Source organism: Sphingobacterium sp. UBA5670, assembly GCF_002420705.1.
Classification (GTDB): Bacteria; Bacteroidota; Bacteroidia; order Sphingobacteriales; family Sphingobacteriaceae; genus Sphingobacterium.
The window spans coordinates 86,940-111,208 of sequence record NZ_DIIM01000033.1 but is presented as its reverse complement, the minus strand read 5'-3'; the positions used below and the strand labels follow the sequence as shown (position 1 = coordinate 111,208).

The following is a 24,269-nucleotide window of genomic DNA, read 5'->3' as shown; positions in this document are numbered from 1 at the left end:
GGAGTTTTTGGGACACTTACAACTATGGCTAAAATCTCCATGCTTTACCATATTTTTATATAAGCTCATTAACATCATCGGAATTATACGTCTGTTAATATTCTCAATATCTAATTGTAGTTTAATATTTTTTTCATCATATAAAACCATCAGCAACCTTAGATATTTTATTTCATCTTGCAAATTTCCCAAGATGTCATTACGAAAATTCAACTGTCGCAAAGCATAACCTTCGATTTTAAGCAAAGAGTCTACATGTGTAAAGTTTGACGGATTCTTTCTAACCGCTCGCGCAAAACTCTGTGTCAAATTACCCATGAAATGTGTAATCCAATTACGAAAGACCTTTACTTTTGTGGCTTCCCTAAAGTTTGAACGAACCAACCCTAAATAAATGAATATGCTAACCGTAACATTATATAAAATTTCCATGATCAATATTAATCCACCCTTTAGCGCAAAGGTTAAATAAAACGTTATGATATCTATAGCAAAATCTGCAAGCTTGAAAAATTGAGGATTTTTTAAAACCTTTCTACTGAGCTCTGTTGGGAACTCATATAATGCCAGATAAACACAAAAAGCAGTGACTAAAAAATAACTTAGCAATTTACTTACTTGTAGAACTTCAATTTTTCTAAACAGTAGCTGACGCAGCCATCCTCTGTTTAAATAACTGATTGATAACATTATCGGACACAAAACAAATAAAACATACGTATGTCCCCAACCATATTTGTAAATATTTACTACGGAGATCCAAATGAAATAAATTGTCCAAAATGCGAAATGAACACCTCTTGATAATGGTTTAAGAAGACGTTGTTTTATCATTATAAGTTTAGGTATGTAGAACAAATATTAATTTCAACAACTATAAAATTAGTAAAAAAAATATTTTACAGTTTAAAGAAAATAATACTTGTTTCTTATAAAAGAGAGTTAATTACTCAAAAAACTCCCTAAACTTACCAGATATGATCTCAAATTCATTTTGAGCAACCCACACTGAGCGACCAGTCGTAATATCAAAAAGCATTTCTTTATTTTGCATATACAAGGGTAACCACAAACTAGATCCGATATTTTCATATCCTTGTTTTATAGTAGTATGATCAAATATAATTGGCAAAAATTCCCATTGAATAAGCTCTTCAATTTTGAGGCGATGGATAGGTTCGAAAATATTTTCAAGAACACTTTGATATTCTAATTTCTCTTTCACTGCGATATCTTGAACATATCGAAATTTGATTTCTTTACCGACAATTGTTAAAAACAAACTTGTGATCGGAATTTGAGTCCAATAACTCAATCCCATAATACCTTCTCTTAGATTTAAATCTGAATTATAAAGATTTACTTTACCCCATCCCTTTCCATGCTCATTTTTACTAAGCTGTCCGTCGATAAATATAACTACTTGAAACCCATTATAGATGGCGTCCTTTAAACGTAATAGAGGATTTCCGACGTCTGATCTTATAAATAATAATTCACTTTCTGTAGCATCCTTTCCAAATGAAAGTTTAAATTGTTTTCTATATATAGCTACTTGCTCTTCATAGACATCTGAGCGAAGCAACACTGCTACTTTGAATCCAAGCACAATTAGGACCCTAGCAATCATTCCATATGGTCCGATATGCATACAGCTCCATATTCGAATGGTTCTATCAGTAAATGGCCAAATATCAATAAGACGTTTTAACAACAAATCATTAACCTGATGACGTTCCTGACTAGACCAATGCTGATACATTTTTAATAATTTGAAAACTGATTCGTAGTTTTTAACAAGCTCCCACTGATAAAAAAGAGAAGCGCATTTTAGCCCTCTAATCCAACTTTCAGAACTAAAAGATAGCTTGTTATGTGTTGGCGCATAGTTTTGACTAATATTTTGATTAAAGAAATTCATGTTTTATCTGTTTAAATTGCTAAAAAATAAGGTGTCCGGATCACCAATTAGATTTTATAAGTAGTATAGACTACATTTTTCTTCTGCAGATTCGATCATGAACTTTATTGTTTCCGAATTGGAAAATGTATAAAGTGCTTGATCAGCTAATTGTTGCATTTCATTAAAAAGCTGTTCCATTATCTTTATCATCTTTGGTTTTCGCTCAGCACCAAACTTGCCCAGTTTGGTCACTTTGCTTTCAGGCCATGAAAGCGGTATGATCACAAGGCCTAATTTGGTAGAAAAACAAGACAAAAGATTCATTTTTGAACACATGGCTTCTGTGGACCTGTGAATCAAAAATTCCCATATGCTTAAAAATTCACAGTATCTAAATACCCTTTTACAGGGTCCCAAATCCTATACACATTTATTTTTGGCTACTCTTTAAAATTTTATTAAAATGACAGTTTAATCAGTAAACAACAGTTAACCAAACCATTAAACCTATTCAATAATTAAAAGAGATCAGTTTATGGAAAGAAGTTATTATTTCACCTTGCCACAAGCATACCAAGCTGTTGATCAGCCAAGACAATCTGTTAGCTATCCTATTCGTAATGCGAATGAAAGGCATTGGACAACCCAATTCAATAGCATTAGTGAGCTTACTTTTGATGGTCGGTATGGCTATCTCTATTATTACGAATTTTGGATGAATCAAGAAGAAAATATTCCCGTGTACACCTCTATGGGTGATTTACATCTTGTCTATCCTTTATTGAGCAATTCACCACTACGGCAAATCCATAGGTCTCAAGAGTTCGTGATGGATTTTGTGGAAGGACGAGGTGCTTATCTTTATCTCGCTAAGGGAGAGTATAAGTTAAAAATACCTAAAGGGCATCATATTATGGTCGGCTTTATTTTAGATGCAGGACTATTTCGGCCACCTGCCAATAGGCACTTTAGCTTTTTGCAAGATTTGATAATCGCTAAAAAGGCGCAGTCAAAACGGTCGATTACTAGTGTCACTTTTCGTGTAGGTATAATCACTAAACGTCAATTAAAATTGCTATTTAGCAGAATCAACCCCAATATACTAGACAATGAGCATTTGATCTTAAAGCATATGATCTTTTTAATTCAACTCAGTCGATTTAAGTTACGTGATGATGGGCATGAAATACTGATAGACCGAGCTCGTAATTTATTACAACTTATGATTCTTCATCAGGGGGCTAAGGTTAAATTATCTGATATTGCTGAGGTACTTTTAGTAACTAGGCATCATCTCAATGACGAGCATAAAAAACATTACGGATGTAAATTTATTAGTTACCGACATCAAGTTTTATTAGACCACATTGCGTCTATAATTGTCAGTAACGACAAACTGTTGGCCACTGCAGAAGAATGTGGTTTTAGTAGTACAACGGAATTGAATGCTTTTATTAAAAAGCAAACGGGGTTAACTTCCTTAAACTTTAAACAGTTACAATAAAAAAAATCCACCAATGACTAAAGTTTTATTTCTAATCAAATAGACTGAGATATTAAATATACTTTTCTACCTCCTTGCACTTCCCTTTCTACCTAACGGTCTAGTTCATATTACTGTAATTTAGCATTATCAAACTTAATGAGTGATAAAAAAACAGATGATGGAACGAAGTGGAAAATATATTCAGAATAGTGAAATTGCAATTTCAGAAGAAGTTCAAATAATGAAGACACCTAGTTGGTTAAGACGTAAATTCATTTATTTGGCTTCATACATCAAGAAGCATCCCCAGGAATTTGTTTTGCAGTTATTGACTTTTGCCCTACTTTGCCTGTGGATCTATGTTGGATCGAAGAAGGTATTTACCTACACCGAATTCCGTGCTTCGATGATCAGACAACCCTTTGAAGATCAGTATGGCGTTATGCTGTCATATCTCCTACCAGCCGTGGAATTAGCCTTAGGTGTCCTCTTTATTTTTGAAGGGACAAAAAGATTCGGTTTTTGGCTGACACTCTTGTTGATGCTTGTCTTTTCAGGCTACGTCATCCTTGCTTTGCGGGATACCTGGGGCGGTATACCTTGTGATTGTATTCTAGAATTTCCGATCAGCTGGAAGGCACATCTTTGGGTCAATGGCCTGATCACGATTGGATGTATCGTAGGCTTACTGCTTGATAGAAAGATAAGGATTTCGCATCAGAGGAAATTGATGATGAGGTTAGGTTCATAAAAAAATTAGCAACAGCTACAACATCGGAAGCTGAGCCCAAGGCTGGCTCGGCAGAAGGGCGCGTCTGCCAAAAGACCAAAGGTTTCTCGTCCTTGATCTGTGTTAATGACGGGTCAGAAAGAGAAAAACTAATACAATTTTTAAACACTAAACATTCTATGCTATGCATATGAGAAAATTCAAAATTAATGTAATGGCCTTAGCAGCTTTGGCCGTTGCAGGAGTAACTGGGGCAACATTGACCTCAGCAGGAGTGGAACAAAATTACACTCAGAATCAAGCGTACTATTACAACAGTACAGAAACAGATGAAGGAGATTTTGCAAATCCAAGCAATTGGAGCACAACAGACTCTTCAAATGAGTGTCAGACAAATGGAGATCGCCCATGCCACATCGACGTTCCTACAGGACAAACAATTGGTCAGGTACTGGCTGACAAATCAAACGAAGAAGTACTTGAAATGAGTACTGATCGTAAACCTTAAAATAATTAACATTAAAAGAGAGGGACAGTAGTCCCTCTCTTTTACCTTTCATTTTGCTTTATTCCCGATAAATCGACAATATCCTCCGGTATAGCAATAGCATATCGTTTGTCATTAGGTGGAAGTGTATAACTTGTGCCTGCCACACTACGAATTAAGGTAATATTGGCTCCATCACGGTTGAGGCGTTTAAGATCTCCCCAGCGCAGCCCCCTAAATAATAATTCCTTTCTACGCTCCTGCAAAATCAACGTGATCAATTCCTCTTTCCCTAAATCGTCCACTGGGCCATAACTCCCTTTTTTCCAACGATTCGACCGCAACTTATCGATCATTTTTTCAGCTTTTATCAAATCCCCTTCTCGCGCATAACTCTCCGCTGCAATCAAGTATATTTCTGCAGTAGTTATACCCATAATTTTACCATTTGATGACCCCGTATAGTCGCCTCGAAAGGCAATCGTACCGTTTGCATTTTTAATAAACAGCATTTGCTTTCTCAGATCATTTTCTTCATAAAGATCAAAGAGTGCTGCTGGTATACATGCTATTGCAGCTCCTATCGGCGGGGCCAAGCGCATCGTTCCCCAAAAGACAAATTCCACGTTCATATCTTTGATCGGAAATTTATCATTTGCATTCAACGTATTGTAATCGATCAGGAGATTATTGTACTTTAACCCTTCCAATGCATTTATCAAGGCCAATTTATAATCTCCCATGTAAAGATAGGTCCGCGCCAAAAGGCCATAAGCGAAACCCTTTGAAGCCCGTGTCAACGAAATTGGCTTCGCGGGGAGCAGTTCCTTCGCTTCATTGAGATCCTTAATTATCTGATCGAAACAAGCCTTTACACTCGCCCTTTTTGAAGAAGGATTCATGTCGGGATCCAATCGAAGCGGTACACCTAGTTCTCGATCTGCAGTCGCTTTGTTGTACACCGGTGCCCATACAATCATGGCATCGAGGTAGCGCGATGCCCGGATCGCCAGAGCCTGGCCTTTTACATCATCTGCCCCGGTTAGATGCTTATCCTCAACACCATAGATAACCGAATTGGCACTATAGATTGTCCTGTAGCAATAGCGCCAGTCATTGCCAGAAGTACCACTCAGGGCAACGTGATCCGGCTGCCAAGTGTATAATCTTTTGTCCTCTTCGTTTTTTAATCCGGCATACCCTACATCAGTCAAGTAGTAATTGTCCGAACAGACTTCTCCACTTCCGGCATAATTGGTATTGACATCCGTAACACGGTCCAGTAAAGCCTGAAAGTCTTGTACCGACTCCGGCGTAGACAATTTGAGATCGGATTTTTCATCCAACAACTTATTGCATCCGCACATTAGTAATAGGCAAAAAATGATGATGGTTCTATATTGAAAAGTTAAATTATTCATGTTTTCTGGATTTAAAAGTTTGCATTCAACCCGATGGTATAAACCGACGGTGTTTTAAGGCCATATTTACCCATATTAAAATCGGGATCTATTCCTTTTTTATTTGCTTTCCAAAGGAGCCCGAGATTATTGGCAATTGCATAAAACTGGATGGATTGGAAAGGAAGACGCCCCATTTTAAAACCGTTGAGGGTATAATTGAGATTAATGTATTGCAGACGAATGTGATCGCCCTTTTCGACGAGCACAGTCGATCCTTTATAAAAGCTATCTCTACTCGAATTTGTTGCCCAAATATTTGATGGCACATCCGTTGATCGTTCATCCCCTGACTTCTGCCAGCGTTTGGCATAATCCGCATGCCCATTGAGGTTGTAAAAAAGATCATTATAGTTTATCGACTCCCGACGGAACCAATAGCCAAACTTGTACATCAGGGCGATATCCAAACCAAATCCCTTATAAGAAAATGAATTGGTCATAGCGCCATAAATCGTCGGAATAGCAGAACCGAAATACTGTAACTGATCTACTGTAGTGGCAGCCCCCATCATGCTGGCATAATTTTTACTTTTTTGTCCATCAAACCAGCCCTGCGGATCACCTGTATTTGGGTCCAAACCCGCCCATTTATAGGCAAAAATTGAATAAACAGGCTTCCCTTCGGCCCCAGAGATCGGCACCGACCCAGCACCGATATAATAGCTACCTGTCCGATTGGACATGTAATACTCTTTGATTTTATCCCTGTAGTAATTCATATTCAATTTGGTATTCCATTTCAGTTTCTTATTTAGCCATACGGCGTTGAGATCAACATCCACCCCATCCCCTTTCATGCTGGCCACATTGAACAACATGGATGTAGAAATGCCTTTGGTATAATCTATCGGAGAAGTACCAAATAGATTTTCTCCATTTTTAATAAAGTACTCGATGGAACCCGATAGACGATCATTTTTGGTATTAAAGTCAACGGCAAGATTTAACATCTTGGATGTTTCCCAGCGTAGACTCGGATTGTAGTAATTATCAAAGCGCGCGGTCCTCCCCCCTGTATAACGTGACGCTGTACCATCAAAAGCAATTGTCGTCACAGCTACCATAGATGGGTCGATATTGCCACTAAATCCATAGGTTGTACGCAACTTTAAGGATGGCAGCCAGTCTACCTGATAAAACTGCTCTTTTGAAAGAATCCAAGCTATACCAGCCGACCAGAAAGGATTCCATTGATCGTTGGTCTTTAAGCCAAATAGATTACTCGCATCACGCCGCGCACTCGCAGAAAGTATATATCGCCCTTTCCAGGTATAGGCCCCATTGGCAAAGAATGAAACGAAATTGGTATTCCTTTCATCCATCGAAGTACCGTTCTGTATGTAGGTAGCAGCCCCATTGATCAAACTTGGATAAGTATTCACATAGTCAATCAAGGCCAGTGTCAGGTTATTTTTATTATAACCATAATAGCGATTAGATTCGTAGGTCGACTTAGATTTCCTGAATTCACCTCCCAACAGCAGGGTCAATTGGTGCTGCTCCCAAGAACGGTCAAAATTAAACTGCCCTCTTAAATTATGTGTCCGATTTTGGTTATTTGTTCGATCCAAGATCGCACCTACCGGAATCTTATAATCGTAGCTACCATCCGATTTTAACTGGGCAAATCGATTGACATAATCACGACTATAATAGCTATCCTGATCGTGCATATTATCGGCTATACCGTCCACCTGCTGGTATTGGTATTTAATATCCAGATTGCCCCCCTTGAAAAGTTCATATTGTATACCTGTTGATAGTATGATCTCAGTCTGCGAAGACGTGCTATAGTCATGCTGCCAATCGTTTAAGGGATAGTAGTTCCAATCTTGTAATTTATCGCCAAAAGAACTTTTAAAATCCTGATTATAGCCCGTATATACCGGTAGCACATTCCCTTGACGATCTGCAAATTCCAGATAAGGCGGAGCACCATTATTTTTTAAAGAGACAGCGCCTAAGCCAAGTCTCCCCGAGTGTGTGTGTCCCTTTGTTAAGTAGATCGATGATAGCCACTTTAAAGCAGATATCGGTTGCCAGACCTGCTGAAACCTAAGGTTCAATCGCTTATATTTTTCATCCAGGTTGCCACTATTCGCATCGTATCCTATACCGCTGGTCCACGCATATTTATCCAATCCACCCGATATATTCAGAAAATATTGCTGATTGACCAGCGGCTTATACATATAGGTTCTATAATGCTGTCTTGAATCTATCCCCCGTAAACGATTTAGCTCCGCAGAAACTACGTCTGCACCTATATCGCCATTTTTCTCTTTAAAAAATAGCTCTACCACTGGAGACAATACCGGCATATTGGTAGAAGAATAATCAGCATCGTAAAATCCACGCTTAAAAAGTTCGGTCTCTACATCAATAAAATCACTGCTTGAAATAAGCTTAATATAATCCAAGTCAGGTTTCCTGCCTATTGTCAGGGCAGATTTGAGATCAATGCGGGTGGGCTGATTTGCTCGGGCATTTTTTGTAGTGATAACGATAACCCCATTGGCGGCACGGGCTCCCCATATAGAAGCTGCGGCAGCATCTTTAAGCACTGTGATACTTTCAACAATATTTGGATTGATGTTATTGATACTTCCTTCGTAGGGAAAATTATCGACAACGATCAGTGGCGATTTGGGACCTTTAATCGTGCTGAGACCGCGAACCATCAAGTTTCCCTCGGATGAAGTCCCCTGTTCCATCATCACCCCATTGGCCATCATTGGCAACCTTTCCAAAATATTTGTCGTCACCATTTTATCGAGCTGCTTTTTCCCGACATAGGCAAATGAGCCCGTTGCCCTTTCTTTTGGCATACGCTGATACCCTGTAGTGACTTCAACCTCATCCAATTGATTGGTGTTCGCTTCCAAAATAATTTCAAGCGGTTGCTTTATCGGTAAAACTATGTTCAGTACGTAAGATTTGTATCCGATGTGGGAAAATGAAAGCTGGGCTTCTTTATGTTCAACTACGATCTCAAATAATCCATTACGATCAGTTGTACTGGATTTGCCTTTCTCTATTGTTACGTTCACCGCTACTAAAGGCTGTTTCGACTGTCTATCGAGGATATAGCCCGTAATACGGTCCTGAGCCGATGCAAACGCAGAAAGGATCAGGAGCATAGGTATGATTAAGAATAGTTTTTTCATTTTTCTAGATTATTGTTTAATTGACATTTGTTTATCGCGTATAACCATAACTTCTACTGGTCTAATCTCATTGACCAGCATCAGACCATATTGGTGAAGTCCATTATTCAAGGCTTCTATACTAGATTTGTCATGGAGATCAATATCTATTGGATATTCTATTCCAGAATCATCTACAAAATATTCCTTAAAAGACTTTAGCGCATTGAGGTGATTAAGCAAATAAGTGAGCGGCACATTGTGCAACAGTATTGCGCCATTTTTAAAGGATGACTCACTGGTTCCAGCACCGCTTTTCAGTTTATCACTTTCAGCATACTTTTTGAGTACCCAGCATTTTAAATTTCTTTTCTCTATTATCGCCACAAAGTTTGTGTAGCGATTCAGATCTGCTAGCATAAATTCATAGAGCGAGTCTGTCTTATTGAATGGTACATTCAATTCGTAGCTATACGTTTTAGGGGAAGATAGCGCTAAGGCCGCTGTCGGATCAGTATCAAGAAGGCTGGGATCAGCACATTCGATGGACAGGAGTTTGCTATAGAAATGCAGATCTTTCTTTTTAAAAAGATGGGTTGCAATACCAAAATACAAATCTTTCAGAGGTAAGTTTGCAAACTGGCGACCATAGACCTTTCCCAGTGGGGTATATCGAGCAAATGAGCCTGCTGACATACCTCGGGTATACCCGTTGATAAAAATGGAATAAGCCTGCACATTCATGGTCGAATCCACCAGAGACGACTGTAGAAGCGGACGGATTTTTCGATCGATTTTCTTTGTTGACTCGATCTGATTTTCTGTGGAAGAGATTGCTTTTTCTATATTTTCGGCGGTAATTTCAAATCCATCTGTGGTAGCGATGACTTTATTATCTCGGATCCAAACATAATATGGAATACCGCGATGAGGAAATAATCTGTTGAGGACAGTGTCATTGATAACGGAGGTGAGGGATTGGTATTCTTGACCTACACCTTGAAAAAATTTGTCTGTCAGCTGCTTGTTTTCATCTGACACTGGCAGTATAATGATGTTCTTCGCAAACTCAGCATTTAGCGCTTGTATCTTTGGAAAGCCCTTGATACAAGCCGTGCACCATGTTGCCCAGAAATCAAGGATGATTAGTTTCTTGGTTCTATATTCTTGCAGGGAGTTCGTAGTCTTACCAGTAGCATGATTGACTACCTCCGTAGGAAGGATCCAAAGTGACTCAGGGATAGTATCTCCCACTTTCAACGGTTTAATTAGAAGCCCATCCGCCCCGCTGTCCTTGCGGGGCGTCTGAGCTGATAAACTAAACATAGAAACTAAAGTATACAAGATTAAAAATGTTGTAATCTTAATAATTTGAATATCTAGCGGTATGCTGCTGTTTGATAGTAATTTTATTTTTTTCATAATTCTAGGATTTTGTATTAGGTTGGGATACACGTTGGAAGAAATCAGAGATTCTCTTAATTATCTCTAACTCTTTTTGCTGCGGGGCCACTGAAATTGAGACTTTATCCAAATGAATTTCAGATGTATGCATCACGATATATGCTATAAGTGCCCTGAATAGATGGATGTAAAATGCAGCCAATTTGGGATTACATCTCACTTTTTCCTCTTTACTAGTGTCAGGTTGCAATGCTTCTGCAATGTATTCTTGAACTGCTCTTAAGGTATACCGCTCCCAAAAGTCTTTAACATTTCTAATAGGATCGTATCCTGTTCGATGAATCTCATAGAGTTCCAAGTCAAATTGGATCAAAAAGTTATAATTAGGCATCATTATTCAGATAATTAACCGCAAGTTTGGGGCATAGCTATTCCATTCTGAATGAATCAGTTATTTTTTAAGCCAAACCTGCATTTAATAAAATTTATTGATTGGAAAGCTAGAGGGCGTTGAAGTGGAATTCACAAGGTGTTTATTATTGGTAATTTGCACCCAATAGCTATTTAAGCCAAACATTGCCGGCTATTCGGACAGATTATTCAGGGGATCTAATAATATTCTTAAATAATTGTTTTTTCATCTGCTCACTATTTTAGTGAGCCTCTCAAACAAAATTATTCTTGCTACAAAAAACAATAGGGCCGGTCCCACAAAGTCTAATGCAACCGGCTCTGACAAAGCCAACCCTCTCAAGGAAGGGCTCCCCATTAGAACATAAGCAGGTACCGACCCTATTGAAATATAGGGTCAGGTAACACTACTCACACTCGCTGGGAAATTTGTCAGATTTGTTGTGCGAGGCTCGTATAAGCACCTATTATTTTATAATTAAGTGCTTAAATTTAGTCTATTTTTCTATAATATTCCATTTTTCCGTTGGGAATATTGATCAAAGATAATTAAAGCGTTAATAATTAGTAGGGTTAAAGAAGATGTAAAATACACCTTACAAGATAAAATAATGAATTATTTTATCTTAAATTTTTAGTATATTCGTAATACAATTTTTCCTTTGTTATGTACAATATTGCTAAAAAACATATAGGTCAAAATATCCGAAAAATTCGTTTATTGAGAGGAATGAAACAGGAAACTTTTGCTAAGGAATTAGGAATTGCCCAACAAAATGTATCTAAAATGGAGAATAAAAAAGAAATAAGTGAGGAACAATTAAAGAAAGTTTCTGAAGTATTGCAAGCCAGTGTTGAAGCCATTAAAGGTTTTGATGAAAATGCAATTATTAACAACAATATACTGAATGATCAAGTTAATAACTATAATATTCATCCCGTTGAAGAAATTGTCAATGTTTTTAAGGGTATTCTCTCGTCAAAAGACGACGAAATTGCTAAGCTTCGCGCTGAACTTTTAAATCTTAAATCATCTTCGAATGAAGACAGTGAAAATTCAAATGTGAGAAGCATTAAAGAAGCATAAATTTTTACAGATTTATATAGGAATTTTATAAAAAAATAAACAAAAACTTGAGAACCTGGTCTCTGTACGAAATTGCAGGGGCCTTTTCTTTTATTTAAAAAGGGAGAATTATAAAATAATATAATTCTCCCTTTTTAAATGCCTATAATTCTGTAAAAATTGCCTTTGGTTGAATAATGGAAGGATCTTCACGAACGACATTGAATAGATCTTTGATTTGCTTATCGCTAAGTTTATTTAGAAGTATAGTATGTCGATACTCGTCATGTATATAAAATTCACCATCAGGGAAATGTGCTGTTGCTATTCTGCAGCAACTTTTTCCACTTCTAATAAAATATCCAAGTAGGGACCTATCTCATTAGCTATTAACAAAGTCTCATCTGTAGGCACACCGTTTGGAAGGGCTTTATTTATTTGGGGGTTTGAGAATTTTACAATAGCCATTCTGTTAAAAGACATAATACCTTCATGTGATGCTAAGCGATTTGAAAATTGAACCAACTCTATTGGACCTTTGATATTTTCTATACCAAATAAGACACTTTCTATTGAAAAATTTTGTTTACTCATGATTTTCTGATTTATAAATTTGTTTTTAGGATGTTTTGCAGTTAGTCTCGATCAACGAATCTTTCTATGATCGCTGCAATATTTCTATTCGTAAATTCAGCAAAATCTACGGCTGATTTCTTCGTTTTGAATACCCTATCGTTTACCTTCCATTTTATCTTTTTACCATAGATATACATGTGCGTACGATATGCATTGAAATTTGTCCACTTAATCTCTTCATCTCGGTATACCTTCGCTAGGCGGATAACCACTACATTCGATGCGTCATCACATTGACTTGTTGTCAGTAGTAAGTTTTTGTTTTTGTCGAAGATCTCGAACCGGACAAAGTCTTTATCATGAAGGATTATTTTGAATAGCTCTTCAATACCGAAACTGGAATTCAACAGAACATTCTCATCGAACTTTTTAAATGTCAGTACGCCTATATTACTTTTATTATTCGTGTTTTCATCTTTTTGAATTTTTTAGGCGGCCCAAGATCGGATCGCCTGATTGAAAAATTTAGTTATGATTCACGGAAGACATAGCCATCATCAAACCAGTAGTCAGTCATGAAAAGATTCCTTGCAAATGCCTCGTAGTCAAAATATTGTTTGGCAATTGAGGGGAGGTCATATAGCTCTCCCACTATCACCCTTGCAAAATCCTCCTCATCATCGTATTCACCTTGATAGTCTTCTTCAAAGCGAGATATTAGGTCATAAATTTCTTCTTTTGCTAAGTTCCTACTACGGTTATCACACCAAATAAAGAATGGCTCTCTTTGATCTTGATCCATACGCTCTAATGCGCCAAGAACATCAAAAATATTTGCACTAATACCGTATTCATTAATAAGGTCTTCGGGGATGTTCTCATAATCTTGATACATGAATTCTGGATATTCTTCATCTGCGTGAAGTTCCTTACATGCCTCGTAAAACTCCTCTATGTCATAATAATCTGACAATTCAAGCCATTTGCCATATAGTGATCCTGTATTATACTTATGAAAAGTTCCAACATAAACTCGAGCTTCTGAGATATTTAATTGATGTAGCATGTCTTTAATGTTTTAATGGTTCGTGAATGGATTTTTTTAGATTTATTCGGCAATGAGAGGAGGTGCTTGCTTTCGTTTTCTTTTTTGTTCTGTTTCCAATGCGTTTTAATTCTCATAGCTGACATTTTTTTTATTCGTCTAAAGAGCCGGAGTATGCTTTTGCTTCGTTTTCACGAACGGAAGAAGGTTAGTGTTTAGGAGTCTTAAGGTTTTTGGAAAAAAAATACTACCCAAAGGGCTGGAGATTATTTTTTCAAAACTCGCTTTGACCTTTAGGATCCGTAACACGACTTACCTTCGTTCTTGAAACGAATCAAAGAAAGCATATCGGACCTTGACGGCATTAGTGGAAGTAAATGGGAATTGCCTTGGAACAGAAATAAAAAAGGACTAATACTTATTATTCCAATTTGAAGTGATTAGGATCTGGGCGATATGCCCCTTAGAATTATTTAAGTTATATAAGAAGTGAGGGGCTTAAGAATGAGAAACACACTTAATACGCGGTATTTTAAAATGTATTTAAGTAACTAAGATCTGCCATCAAAGCGTAAGAAACTCTATTTTCATTTAGGAAAAACAAAGGCAAGTTATTTGGCAACTACGAATGATTACATATTGCTAATAGTTTTGTTCCCCCATAAAATGGGGGAACAATTTGATATTTATGATTATATTTTTTGGTATTTTTTACCATACGCAGTTATTTCTTCTTCACCGCTTCTTTGGATTGTGATTGTAGTTATGCCTATATTACCGATCAGTAAGTGCTTCTTATTGTCGTAAACTAACTTCCGTTTGGCCTGAAAACCATCAATATAAAAATAAGCATCACCGTCTTTGATAATTTTTAGAGGTTTTTCCAGTTCAACCTCACTTTTCCATTCCCCTTCAAAAAACGCGGGATCATAATAAGCGTCATAAGCTTTCCTATACTCTTCGGCTTTTTCTTTGGAAACTCTCGAAAAGTCTGCGCCCTTATTCCCGATACTCATTTTCATTTTATCAGGATCATCCAAGAGATTCATCAAAATATCCACAGAAGCTACTCCATTTGTAATTTGGGTTTTAAGTGTTTTATCCTCTTTATTGTAAGTAGCGGGTGCTTCAATATCCTTGCTATTGAGATATAATTTATCTCCTTCTTTTTTTATTTCAAGCAGCTCGGAATGTTCTTTCCCATCTTCTATCCAAAAGCCTATATATTTATCTTCACGTGATTGAGAACAAGAATAAAAAAAGCATAAAACTGCAGCAGCAGTAAGCATCTTTAAAGATATATTTTTTTCCATACTAAAACATTAAGGTTTATTTATCTAATTAAAGATATATGTTGTTAAAATAATATGCAAGGTTCACTAAAAATATTCGTTTAACTTAATTCTATAACCAATTTAATCTGCTAATTAATATAGCAAAAAACCTCTAAAGTACTCAAATAAAGCTAATATTCAATTTTATGGAGAAAGAAAAGATAATGATAAGATATTAAGTAAATCATAATAATAATCTCGTTAACTGGGGGAATGCTTCGTAAAAAAAAGGAACGATCAGCCATTGAGGATAAATCTTAAATTTTTGAAAATAGCAAATTAATGTTAATACATAGCAAAAATTGACATACACATATTTAAACCTAAATCATAATATTGTAAGATGACAAACAAATTCAAATATGGAAAAGACATGGAGATGGTTTGGTAAAAACGATCTTATAAAGTTAGAGATGCTAAAACAAATAGGAGTTGAAGGAATAGTTACAGCTTTACATGAGATTCCAAACGGAGAAATATGGAGTAAAGAACAAATCCTGGATACCAAAAGATACATTGAATCAAAGGGATTAAAGTGGTCTGTTGTTGAGAGTCTACCTGTAAGTGAACAAATTAAACTAGGTAGTAAAGAAAGAGATTTTATCATTGAAAATTATATTAAGAGTCTCGAGAATTTAGGAGAAGCAGGTATAAAGACAGTATGCTACAACTTTATGCCAGTATTAGACTGGGCTAGAACCGATCTTCTATTTAAGTTATTTGATGGAAGTTATACCCTATACTTTGACAAAGCTAAATTTGCATACTTCGATATCCATATTCTCAAAAGAAGCAATGCAGAGTTAGATTATAGTATAAAGGAATTAAAAGCTGTTGAAAACTTAGCTAATTCAATAAGTAATAATGAAATTGAAAAACTTATCGACACGATAATTGTAAAAACCCAAGGTTTTATTAATGGGAATATTTCTTCAAATGATTTGGCCCCTTTAAATAAATTTAAAGACCTACTATCAAAATATGAAAATATAGATAAAGAGCAGCTTAGAGCTAATCTAAAATACTTTTTAAATAAAATAATTCCCACATGTGAGAAATATGAAATATCAATGTGCATTCATCCTGACGATCCTCCATTTTCCTTATTTGGATTACCTAGGATAGTTTCTAATGAAGAGGATATTAGTTGGGTTCTTGATGCTGTAGATAATAAATATAATGGGCTGACCTTCTGTAGTGGCTCATTAAGTGCTAGTGTCAACAATGACGTAATCCATTTAGCGAAAAAATTTGCACACAGAACCAAGTTTCTTCATTTGAGAAGTACCGAAATTCTTAATGACGGAGATTTCATAGAGGCCGATCACCTAAAAGGTAGAGGAAAGGTTATAGATTTGATAAAAATATTTCAATCCATGAATCCAAATTTGCCAATGCGTCCTGATCATGGAAAAGTTATACTAGGAGACGAAAATATAAATTATAATCCAGGATATTCATTTCACGGAAGGATGTTGGCATTTGCTCATTTACACGGTGTAATAGAAACAATTAAACATACACAAAAAATAATTTAACAAAATAGTATGAATAATATTTTTAATATCCAGAATCAGGTCGTTTTAATAACTGGTGGTTATGGGACATTAGGTGGCAGTATAACTAAATATTTGTCCTCTGAGGGGGCTTTACCGATAATTCTAGGAAGAGACGAAGAAAAATCCATTTTAATAAGTAATGATATAAAAGAAAAGGGGAATAAGGTAGACTTTTTCCAGTGTGACGTATTAAGTCCTTCTGCTTTAAATGATGTTAAAGATAGGATAGTAAAAAAATATGGCAAAATTGATGCTTTAATAAATGTTGCTGGGGGAAACATTCCCGCTGCGACAATAAAGCCTGACCAATCAATTTTTGATTTAAATTTTGAAGATTGGGATAATGTTGTTGACCTGAATCTAAATGGCACAGTATTTCCCACGCTAATTTTTGGAAAGGTAATAGCCAAACAAAAAAAAGGAAATATCATTAATATTACCTCTATGGCAACCTATTCTGCAATATCACGCGTATTAGGATATTCCGTCGCCAAGTCAGGGATTGCAAATTTCACGCAATGGATGGCAATGGAAATGGCTCAAAAATTTAGTGACAAAATAAGGGTTAATGCGATTGCCCCAGGCTTTTTCATAGGTAATCAAAATAGGAATGTATTAATCAATCCTGATGGTAGCTTAACAGAAAGAAGCAAAAAAGTTCTTGCCAAAACTCCAATGAACAGATTTGGGGATCTTTCTGAACTAAACGGTGGCATACATTTTCTATTGAGTGAAGCAGCAAGCTTTATGACAGGTTCAGTTATTCCGATAGACGGGGGATTTAGCTCATTTAGCGGCATTTAATTCTAGTTTTTAATAACTAATAATTTTACAAAGGCGGTCAAATATTAGGACCGCCTATTTCCAATATTCAATAAAATAGAATAATTACGAGTGGGCATTACAAACAGCAAAATTTATAGATATACATTTGAATTTTATTTATTTTTATATGGTCATCTAAATACTATAACTAGATACCATGATTAATGAACCGCTCCCTATTTCAAAAGATTTCCCTGTCAAAGCACGTCTTTTCAACTATAAATACTTTACCTACCCGTGGCATTTTCATCCACAATATGAGTTTATCTACATAAAAAAGGGTAAAGGGTCCCTTTTTGTAGGTACGAGCATAAAACGATTTGAAGAAGGAGATATAATTATACTTGGCCCAAACCTTCCTCATTACTTAAAAAGTGACAGTGAATATTATTTTGATGAAAAAAAACTAGAAGTTAAAGGTACTATAATTCAATTAGAAATGGATTTTATGCATTATTCTATTACTAATTACCCCCATTTAATTAAAATCAAGAATGTATTTGAGATTTCTGCTTATGGCATCCATATAAAAAACTCAAATAAAAAACTTGTTGATCTTTTAGATACAATACCAGAGCAACAGGGTTTAGTACAGCTCATTTCAATACTTATGCTGTTTAAGGAGTTAACAGAATTGGAATTAGAACCAATTATTAAAACATCAAAAACAAATAATAAGTACAAAGGATCAGCATCCCGTATTGAAAAGGTTCTTTCATATATAGACGAAAATTACACAAAAAATATTACACTAGATAAAATCGCATTCATATCTAATATGAATCCGGCCGCATTTTGTCGCTTTTTCAAAATAAAAACAGGGAAGTCCTTTAAAAGATATATTTCTGAAATAAGGATTACCCATGCATGTAAACTACTAGCTCTAAGCGATTTTCAAATACTTCAAATAAGTACAGATTGTGGTTTTGATACTATAGCCCATTTTAATCGTACATTTAAAAAGTACGTTGGATACACTCCTACAGCATACAAAGCTATTATATTAAAAAAAAATAATATTTTTTAAGAAAAGGAACAGATGACAGCTATCTACTGTTTTTGAGCCTCTACATATTTATTAGAATAGTCGAATTCGAGAAACAATACTGCATTTTTGTCATACTAATTAAACTGGCACAAAAAGTGCAATAGTTTAAATTCATAATTTAGGTTTATAATTGGTTAAAATGCTTGGATCTCCCAGATTCAAGCGTTTTTATGCTGTATTAAAAGCTTGACATACACTATCTCAACAAAGATTTTAATATACAAACTTTTAAGAGTTCCCAGCCCTCTAAAACCAGAAATAACGTTTAATAAGGTTTAAAATTTGTTTTTTGAATACTCAGAACTCAAAAATATTGAAAAAATAAGTGGTTGTTGCTATTTCTATCTGATAACTTACGTTTGCTTTTCTAATTTTTAACGTGTATACTTGCATATTATTTAGAATTATTATAAATAAGCAAACCCATGCTCATTGCCGACGAAGAACATTTTAAACAACTCTTTCACGCCCATTATGGAGAGTTGTGCGCCACGGCCTACCCTATCGTTAAAAGTCATGATAAAGCTGAGGATATCGTACAAAATTTCTTTATGCGGCTTTGGCAGCATCGAGATAAAATAGCTATAGTCCACAGCTTTCGTACTTATAGTAGCAGAGCCGTCTATTTGATGGCATTAAATCAGCTCCGCCAACAGTCCCGGGGAATGCAATACACAGATATATCCGAACATCCGGAAATTAGCTCCCCTTCCCTAGACGCGAAATGGATTGAGGAAAAGGAAGAAGAGCATAGCAAACTTCTCGATGAAATAGATCGCATTATCGAAAGCCTACCTGAAAAGAATCGACAAATTTTTAAAATGGCGCATTACCAACAGATGCGACATGCCGCTATCGCCGCGCAACTTGGCATATCCGTCAATACAGTAAAAGTTCAAGTATCACGTGCCTATAAAACGATACGCCTAAAGATTGGCAAACAGCACCTATCCTACTTGGTCATTTTATTCGCTCCAGCCATTATTTAATATTATCTAGATTATTTAAAAATAATTGTAATACCTTTTCATTTTTTGGTGTCTATAAGGGTAGCGAACGAAATTTGCTTATTATTCATGAAAGACAACGAAGTACTATTTCATACCTTATTAAAGCAGCTAAAAAATCAGGAATTTGAGCAATTAATAGCTTCTTACACTGATCGGGAAGCCTTACTTAAAACGCTCATTGCGCGCGACCCGCGTTGGCTGCATGTACTTCCCTTGCTAAGAGACTATATTTCTGCCAAGCAGCACAGCAAGTCTTATTTTGAGAACCGGCGTTCAACGGCATGGGATAATTTACAGTCAAACTTAGATTATACCCCTCAGCCTATATCCCGATACCGTAAGATTAGCCGTTATGTGGCCACTACTGCTGCTGTATTGTTTATAAGTACCTTTGCCCTATGGTATAGCTCCAAGTATTATCAGCGCGATCAATTCACTAGAGAGCAGCCCATCTCTCATAGCTGGAGAAGTTCAAATTCGAGCAGTGACATGATTCTTTTGCCCGATAGCACGAAAGTTTGGTTAAATAAACACAGTCGCATTTCTTACCTAATTCCTTCCGATCAACACACAAGGCAGGTAAAAATCACAGGAGAGGCTTACTTTGAAGTAAAAAGTTCAGTCGATAACCCTTTTCAGGTGATTACCCAACACGGTATAATCGAGGTAACTGGAACACATTTTTTTACTGGAACAAAAAAAACCGGAGGACGTTCTGATTTTTATGTGGAACTGCTGGAAGGAAAAGTCATGTTCAATGCATTTGGTTTTAATGCTTATAGTCATGCCTTATTGCCTAAGAACCGGATTGTACGAACTGATAAGCCTAGTCGTTATGAGTGGAACATCGAAGAAATAGGACCTGAAGAGCATCATCTCTGGCTGAGAAAAGCTATTGATTATCATCATGTTCCCTTAGCTAAACTACTGCGACAGTTAGAGGAATGGTATAATTGTAAAATTACGCTAGATCAAACTCAATTGGCCAATCTTCATTTTTCTGGAAAGATATCGCCAAAGCAATCACTTGATGAGAATCTTGATAAAATCACATGGACCGCTGGTCTAAGCTATAAAAAAATTAACAAAGAGTATTTAATAAAAAAACACTAATCTATTCTTAATCATACCATATGAATACTTTGCAGTTCAAAACAGGTGCAAAGAAGGGATACCCTATGCGCATAATTTTACTATCTGCGCTTGGTACAATCTTTCTTAGCAGCCCTCAGTCCAATCTCTACGCACAACAACATGTTTACGAGGTGAATGCTTCCAGGCAAAAACTGGGTGATATTCTTCAACAGCTATCACAACATGAAGGTCTCAAATTCTTTTACAACCACGAGGAAATCAATTTACAGGAGGTCATAGATCTTAAAATAAAAAGCGGTGACCTCACCGAATTGCTTAATCGCCTACTTTCTACTCAGTATGAGTGGAAAATTATAGATGGCTCAAAAGAGATATTGATCAAACGAAGAGCGGCAGTGAAACAACAAAAAATGCGCACTTTTCGTATTCAGGTCAAAGATCAAAACCATCAGATTTTACAGGGCAGTTCTATTTACCTACCCGAATTCAAAAGGCGGACAAGTACGGGACATGAGGGTGTAGCTTCGCTTGCAATTCCTGCTGATGAGGTTAAAGAAACGGTATTATGTGAGATTAGTCATATCGGTTTCAAAAAGGTTACGATCCAGCTAACAGGCAAAGAAACAACCCAAGTTATTCTCGAACCGCAAAATGAAAAGCTCATGGATGTCGTTGTAGATGGTTATCAACAACGAGACGCACGCATGCTTGCGAGCGCTACAACAACGATAAAAGGAGAAGACATCGTGCTAGAAGGCTATCAATCGGTCGATAAAATGTTACAAGGACAAATCCCAGGACTTATGGTCATGAATACCTCGGGAAGTCCAACTGCTAATCCACGCATCAGACTGCGTGGCGTCTCTACGCTAGTCGGAGACGGCACCCCGCTCTGGGTTGTGGATGGCGTTATATGGGAAGACCCAGTCAACCTCAGCAACCAGGAAGTCAACAACTTAGTCGCCACCACACAGCTTAATAGGCTCGAACAATTAGGAAATGAATCACAGTTCAGTATCCTTGGAGGTGCCATCGCCGGACTAAATCCACAGGATATCGCTTCAATTACCGTACTTAAAGATGCTTCTGCAACAGCTATCTATGGCACCCGTGCGGCAAATGGCGTCATCGTCATCAGTACAAAATCGGGAAAACAGGGACCGGCACGAATTTCTTACAGCACATCCTTGGGAATTGCCCGTAGGCCCTCCTACAGTGATTTTAATATGATGAACTCAAAACAACGGGTAGATTTTTCCAAGCAGGCTTATGCAGATGGCTTGCTTTATCAAAATATGCCTTTCTCTTTCTCTTATGAAGGAGCCATGTTCGACTTGTTCGACCATAAGATAGATGCAACGACATTCCAACAAAAAGTAGCACAGTACGAACAAAAAAACACAGATTGGTTTGACCTACTATTTGAGCCCGCATTTAACCAAAACCACTACTTAAGTGTAGCAGGTGGCAATGAAACAGACAATTATTTCATATCCTTGGGTTATGATAAAAATAAAGGCACTGCAAAGGGCGATAACGCCGAGAAATATGCTATAAGCTTAAGGTTGAAAAATCAGCTCCGAAAAAACATTACGCTTCATAGCCGAATGAATTTTTCGAGCCGCAAAACAACCGGGTATTATGGCGTCAATCCATTTGATTATGCACTGAACACAAGTAGAACACTTGACATTAACGAGAACTATCCTACTCGCTACTCTCCTGCGAGTGAATACCAAGGACTTTCATTATTAAATTACAACATTTTAAATGAACTGAGCAATAGCGGTAATGAAGCCAATGTCAAGCAGGTCAATGCTCAACTGGAGCTCAACTGGGATTTTACACCGGCCCTCCGTTATACAGCTTTAGCGGCCATCGGATTCGCAAATACTAAAAGTGCGCGTTATGCCGGCGAGGAAAGCTATTCCATTGCGTTGATCCGTGGCTATGACTATGGATCGGTGGCTCCGGGAAGCACAAATGAGTTAGCCTCAAAGCTCCCGTACGGCGGACTGCTCTACTATAATGATCTCAACAACTTTAATTACACTTTACGGAATACATTACAATACAAGAAACAACTGGGTTATTCGGGTAAACATCTGATCAATGCGATGGTCGGTATGGAAGTAAGATCCAATCAATATGACGGTTTTTCAGCTAAAGAGTGGGGCTACTTCCCAAAAAGAGGGAAAAGCATCTCTTACGAATACAATGCTAGTTCGACGAGTACAAGTTTGGCAGGTGCAACCTATGGATCTTCACTGACTAAACATGATGCCGCACTTCGCGATAACCTATCCAACAACTTATCAGTTTTCGGTACATTTGCTTATAGCTACGACCGCAGATATATCCTCAATGCCAACGTACGCACCGACGCGTCTAACCGCTTTGGACAGTATACGAACAATCGATTTCTACCGGTATGGAGTGTAGCAGGCCGATGGGCTATTCATGAAGAAAACCTTTTTCAATCTATCGATTGGCTCAGTGATCTCAGTATACGTGCTTCTTACGGCCATCAGGGAAATGTGGTACAGCAAATTGGCCCCGAACTCGTAGCAGCTTATGGGGATAAAATTGTCGACCCTGTATCGGGTCAATATATCCTTAATATCAGCAGCCTGCCCTATCCTGATCTTCGATGGGAGAAAACGGCAAGCAGCAATATCGGATTGGACTTTTCTTTTGTAAAAAATCGCTTTGGACTATCATTGGATTATTATAATAAGACAGGCAAAGATATCATCTTTCAGGTACCCACAGCGCTGGAATATGGCGTCGCCCATGCTTACAAAAATGGAGCAAAACTCAAAAATGAAGGTTTCGAAATAGCATTACATGCGACCCCTATCGCAAAGAAAGATATCTCCTGGACAATTTCGGCCAACATCGCGCGCAATAGCAATCATGTCTACAATGCCGGCGCACTAAATACTTATGCAGATTATCTTACTGGAAATACCTTTGTTGATGGTGAATCGGCAGGAACTTTCTATTCGTACAAATTTGTTGGACTGGATCCTACGCAAGGCTTGCCTTTAATAGATCGTATCAATACAAATAAAGTTGAAAATGACCTCCTTCTTTTCGAATTTTTGGTTCGTTCAGGACGTAAAGATCCGATGGTGACGGGTGGATTCAACATGAGCTTCCGTTATAAAAACATGAGCATAGAAGGATCATCGGCATTTAATCTGGGACAGCACAAGCGGTTGAACAACCTGTACAAAAGTACACAATATGTGCCTGCTCCAGATCAGAACCTCAGCAATGAACTTTCAGAGCGTTGGCGAAAACCGGGTGATGAGACAATAACGGATAAACCCGCATTTATCAAGGTCAATGACTTTGCGGTCAGTAGCGTGCCACTTCCCACTGCAGCAGGGACCTACGTCAGTCTATACGATATGTATAATCAATCGGATCTACGCGTAGCCAATGCCAGTTTTTGGCGTGTTAGACATATCGGATTTAATTACCTGTTCAATCCTCAACTTGTACAAAAGTGGAAACTACAACAACTGCAAGTTGGGTTTCAGGTATACAATCCTTTTATCCTGAAAAGCAAAGTATGGCAATCACAGGATCCCGAACAAGCCAATACAGGCAGTATCGCCCAACCCATTACACCGAGTTACAATTTCATCCTCAAAGTAGGCATTTAAATAGTTA

General features: G+C 37.1%; 20 protein-coding genes. 10 read left to right on the top strand and 10 right to left on the bottom strand.

All coding sequences use genetic code 11. The features are described from left to right. Both B3C94_RS23450 and B3C94_RS23445 read right to left on the bottom strand, forming a co-directional pair. Positions 1-834: hypothetical protein (locus tag B3C94_RS23450; protein ID WP_293908337.1), on the bottom strand; the 834-nt coding region annotated here is incomplete at its 3' end. Positions 835-946: 112 nt separating this feature from the next. Next, positions 947-1,921 carry a hypothetical protein gene (locus B3C94_RS23445; protein WP_293908336.1) on the bottom strand — a complete coding sequence of 325 codons (975 nt, stop codon included), beginning with the start codon at positions 1,919-1,921 and terminating at the stop codon, positions 947-949. Between the two features lie 517 nt (positions 1,922-2,438). On the opposite strand from B3C94_RS23445, the gene B3C94_RS23440 reads away from it, so the two are divergent. The 3 genes from B3C94_RS23440 (at position 2,439) to B3C94_RS23430 (ending at position 4,627) form a co-directional block, all read left to right on the top strand. Beyond that, positions 2,439-3,407, top strand: a complete 969-nt coding sequence (locus B3C94_RS23440) for a helix-turn-helix transcriptional regulator (protein WP_293908335.1) — start codon at positions 2,439-2,441, stop codon at positions 3,405-3,407. A 157-nt stretch (positions 3,408-3,564) separates the two neighbouring features. Continuing rightward, a complete protein-coding gene (locus B3C94_RS23435; protein WP_293908334.1) occupies positions 3,565-4,140 on the top strand; it encodes a MauE/DoxX family redox-associated membrane protein in 576 nt (191 codons plus the stop codon). A 169-nt stretch (positions 4,141-4,309) separates the two neighbouring features. Beyond that, on the top strand, positions 4,310-4,627 hold the full coding sequence (locus tag B3C94_RS23430; RefSeq protein WP_293908333.1) for a hypothetical protein: 318 nt from the start codon (positions 4,310-4,312) through the stop codon (positions 4,625-4,627). A gap of 41 nt (positions 4,628-4,668) precedes the next feature. On the opposite strand, the gene B3C94_RS23425 is transcribed toward B3C94_RS23430, so the two are convergent. From B3C94_RS23425 to B3C94_RS23410, 4 genes are read right to left on the bottom strand one after another with little or no spacing between them, the layout of a single operon-like run. Continuing rightward, entirely contained in the window at positions 4,669-6,027 is a 1,359-nt protein-coding gene (locus B3C94_RS23425; protein WP_293908332.1) for a RagB/SusD family nutrient uptake outer membrane protein, read from the bottom strand. 11 nt (positions 6,028-6,038) lie between these two features. Continuing rightward, a complete protein-coding gene (locus B3C94_RS23420; RefSeq protein WP_293908331.1) occupies positions 6,039-9,236 on the bottom strand; it encodes a SusC/RagA family TonB-linked outer membrane protein in 3,198 nt (1,065 codons plus the stop codon). A 9-nt stretch (positions 9,237-9,245) separates the two neighbouring features. After that, positions 9,246-10,637 carry a TlpA family protein disulfide reductase gene (locus B3C94_RS23415; protein ID WP_293908330.1) on the bottom strand — a complete coding sequence of 464 codons (1,392 nt, stop codon included), beginning with the start codon at positions 10,635-10,637 and terminating at the stop codon, positions 9,246-9,248. A 4-nt stretch (positions 10,638-10,641) separates the two neighbouring features. After that, on the bottom strand, positions 10,642-11,013 hold the full coding sequence (locus B3C94_RS23410) for a hypothetical protein (protein ID WP_293908329.1): 372 nt from the start codon (positions 11,011-11,013) through the stop codon (positions 10,642-10,644). A gap of 684 nt (positions 11,014-11,697) precedes the next feature. Between B3C94_RS23410 and B3C94_RS23405 the strand changes: the two genes are divergently transcribed. Beyond that, the gene (locus B3C94_RS23405) at positions 11,698-12,117 is read left to right on the top strand and encodes a helix-turn-helix domain-containing protein (RefSeq protein WP_112375678.1); all 420 of its coding nucleotides are present in this window, start codon (positions 11,698-11,700) and stop codon (positions 12,115-12,117) included. Between the two features lie 303 nt (positions 12,118-12,420). On the opposite strand, the gene B3C94_RS23400 is transcribed toward B3C94_RS23405, so the two are convergent. From B3C94_RS23400 to B3C94_RS23385, 4 genes are all read right to left on the bottom strand, one after another. Then, a complete protein-coding gene (locus B3C94_RS23400) occupies positions 12,421-12,690 on the bottom strand; it encodes a hypothetical protein (RefSeq protein WP_293908328.1) in 270 nt (89 codons plus the stop codon). A 41-nt stretch (positions 12,691-12,731) separates the two neighbouring features. After that, positions 12,732-13,079, bottom strand: coding sequence for a hypothetical protein (locus B3C94_RS23395; protein WP_293908327.1), 348 nt, complete (start codon positions 13,077-13,079; stop codon positions 12,732-12,734). A gap of 122 nt (positions 13,080-13,201) precedes the next feature. Then, positions 13,202-13,738, bottom strand: coding sequence for an antirestriction protein ArdA (locus tag B3C94_RS23390; RefSeq protein ID WP_293908326.1), 537 nt, complete (start codon positions 13,736-13,738; stop codon positions 13,202-13,204). A 671-nt stretch (positions 13,739-14,409) separates the two neighbouring features. Next, a complete protein-coding gene (locus B3C94_RS23385; RefSeq protein WP_293908325.1) occupies positions 14,410-15,030 on the bottom strand; it encodes a hypothetical protein in 621 nt (206 codons plus the stop codon). Positions 15,031-15,413: 383 nt separating this feature from the next. Here B3C94_RS23385 and uxuA point away from each other — a divergent pair, with 383 nt between their 5' ends. From uxuA to B3C94_RS23355, 6 genes are all read left to right on the top strand, one after another. Beyond that, the gene (gene uxuA / locus B3C94_RS23380) at positions 15,414-16,589 is read left to right on the top strand and encodes a mannonate dehydratase (protein ID WP_293908324.1); all 1,176 of its coding nucleotides are present in this window, start codon (positions 15,414-15,416) and stop codon (positions 16,587-16,589) included. 9 nt (positions 16,590-16,598) lie between these two features. Further along, complete coding sequence (locus B3C94_RS23375; RefSeq protein WP_293908323.1) at positions 16,599-17,414, top strand: SDR family oxidoreductase; 816 nt, start codon at positions 16,599-16,601, stop codon at positions 17,412-17,414. 178 nt (positions 17,415-17,592) lie between these two features. Next, complete coding sequence (locus B3C94_RS23370) at positions 17,593-18,462, top strand: AraC family transcriptional regulator (protein ID WP_293908322.1); 870 nt, start codon at positions 17,593-17,595, stop codon at positions 18,460-18,462. Positions 18,463-18,908: 446 nt separating this feature from the next. Continuing rightward, the gene (locus tag B3C94_RS23365; RefSeq protein WP_293908321.1) at positions 18,909-19,472 is read left to right on the top strand and encodes an RNA polymerase sigma-70 factor; all 564 of its coding nucleotides are present in this window, start codon (positions 18,909-18,911) and stop codon (positions 19,470-19,472) included. Between the two features lie 87 nt (positions 19,473-19,559). After that, complete coding sequence (locus B3C94_RS23360) at positions 19,560-20,606, top strand: FecR family protein (RefSeq protein ID WP_293908320.1); 1,047 nt, start codon at positions 19,560-19,562, stop codon at positions 20,604-20,606. A gap of 20 nt (positions 20,607-20,626) precedes the next feature. Next, the gene (locus B3C94_RS23355) at positions 20,627-24,262 is read left to right on the top strand and encodes a SusC/RagA family TonB-linked outer membrane protein (RefSeq protein WP_293908319.1); all 3,636 of its coding nucleotides are present in this window, start codon (positions 20,627-20,629) and stop codon (positions 24,260-24,262) included. The last annotated feature ends 7 nt before the right edge of the window (positions 24,263-24,269 follow it).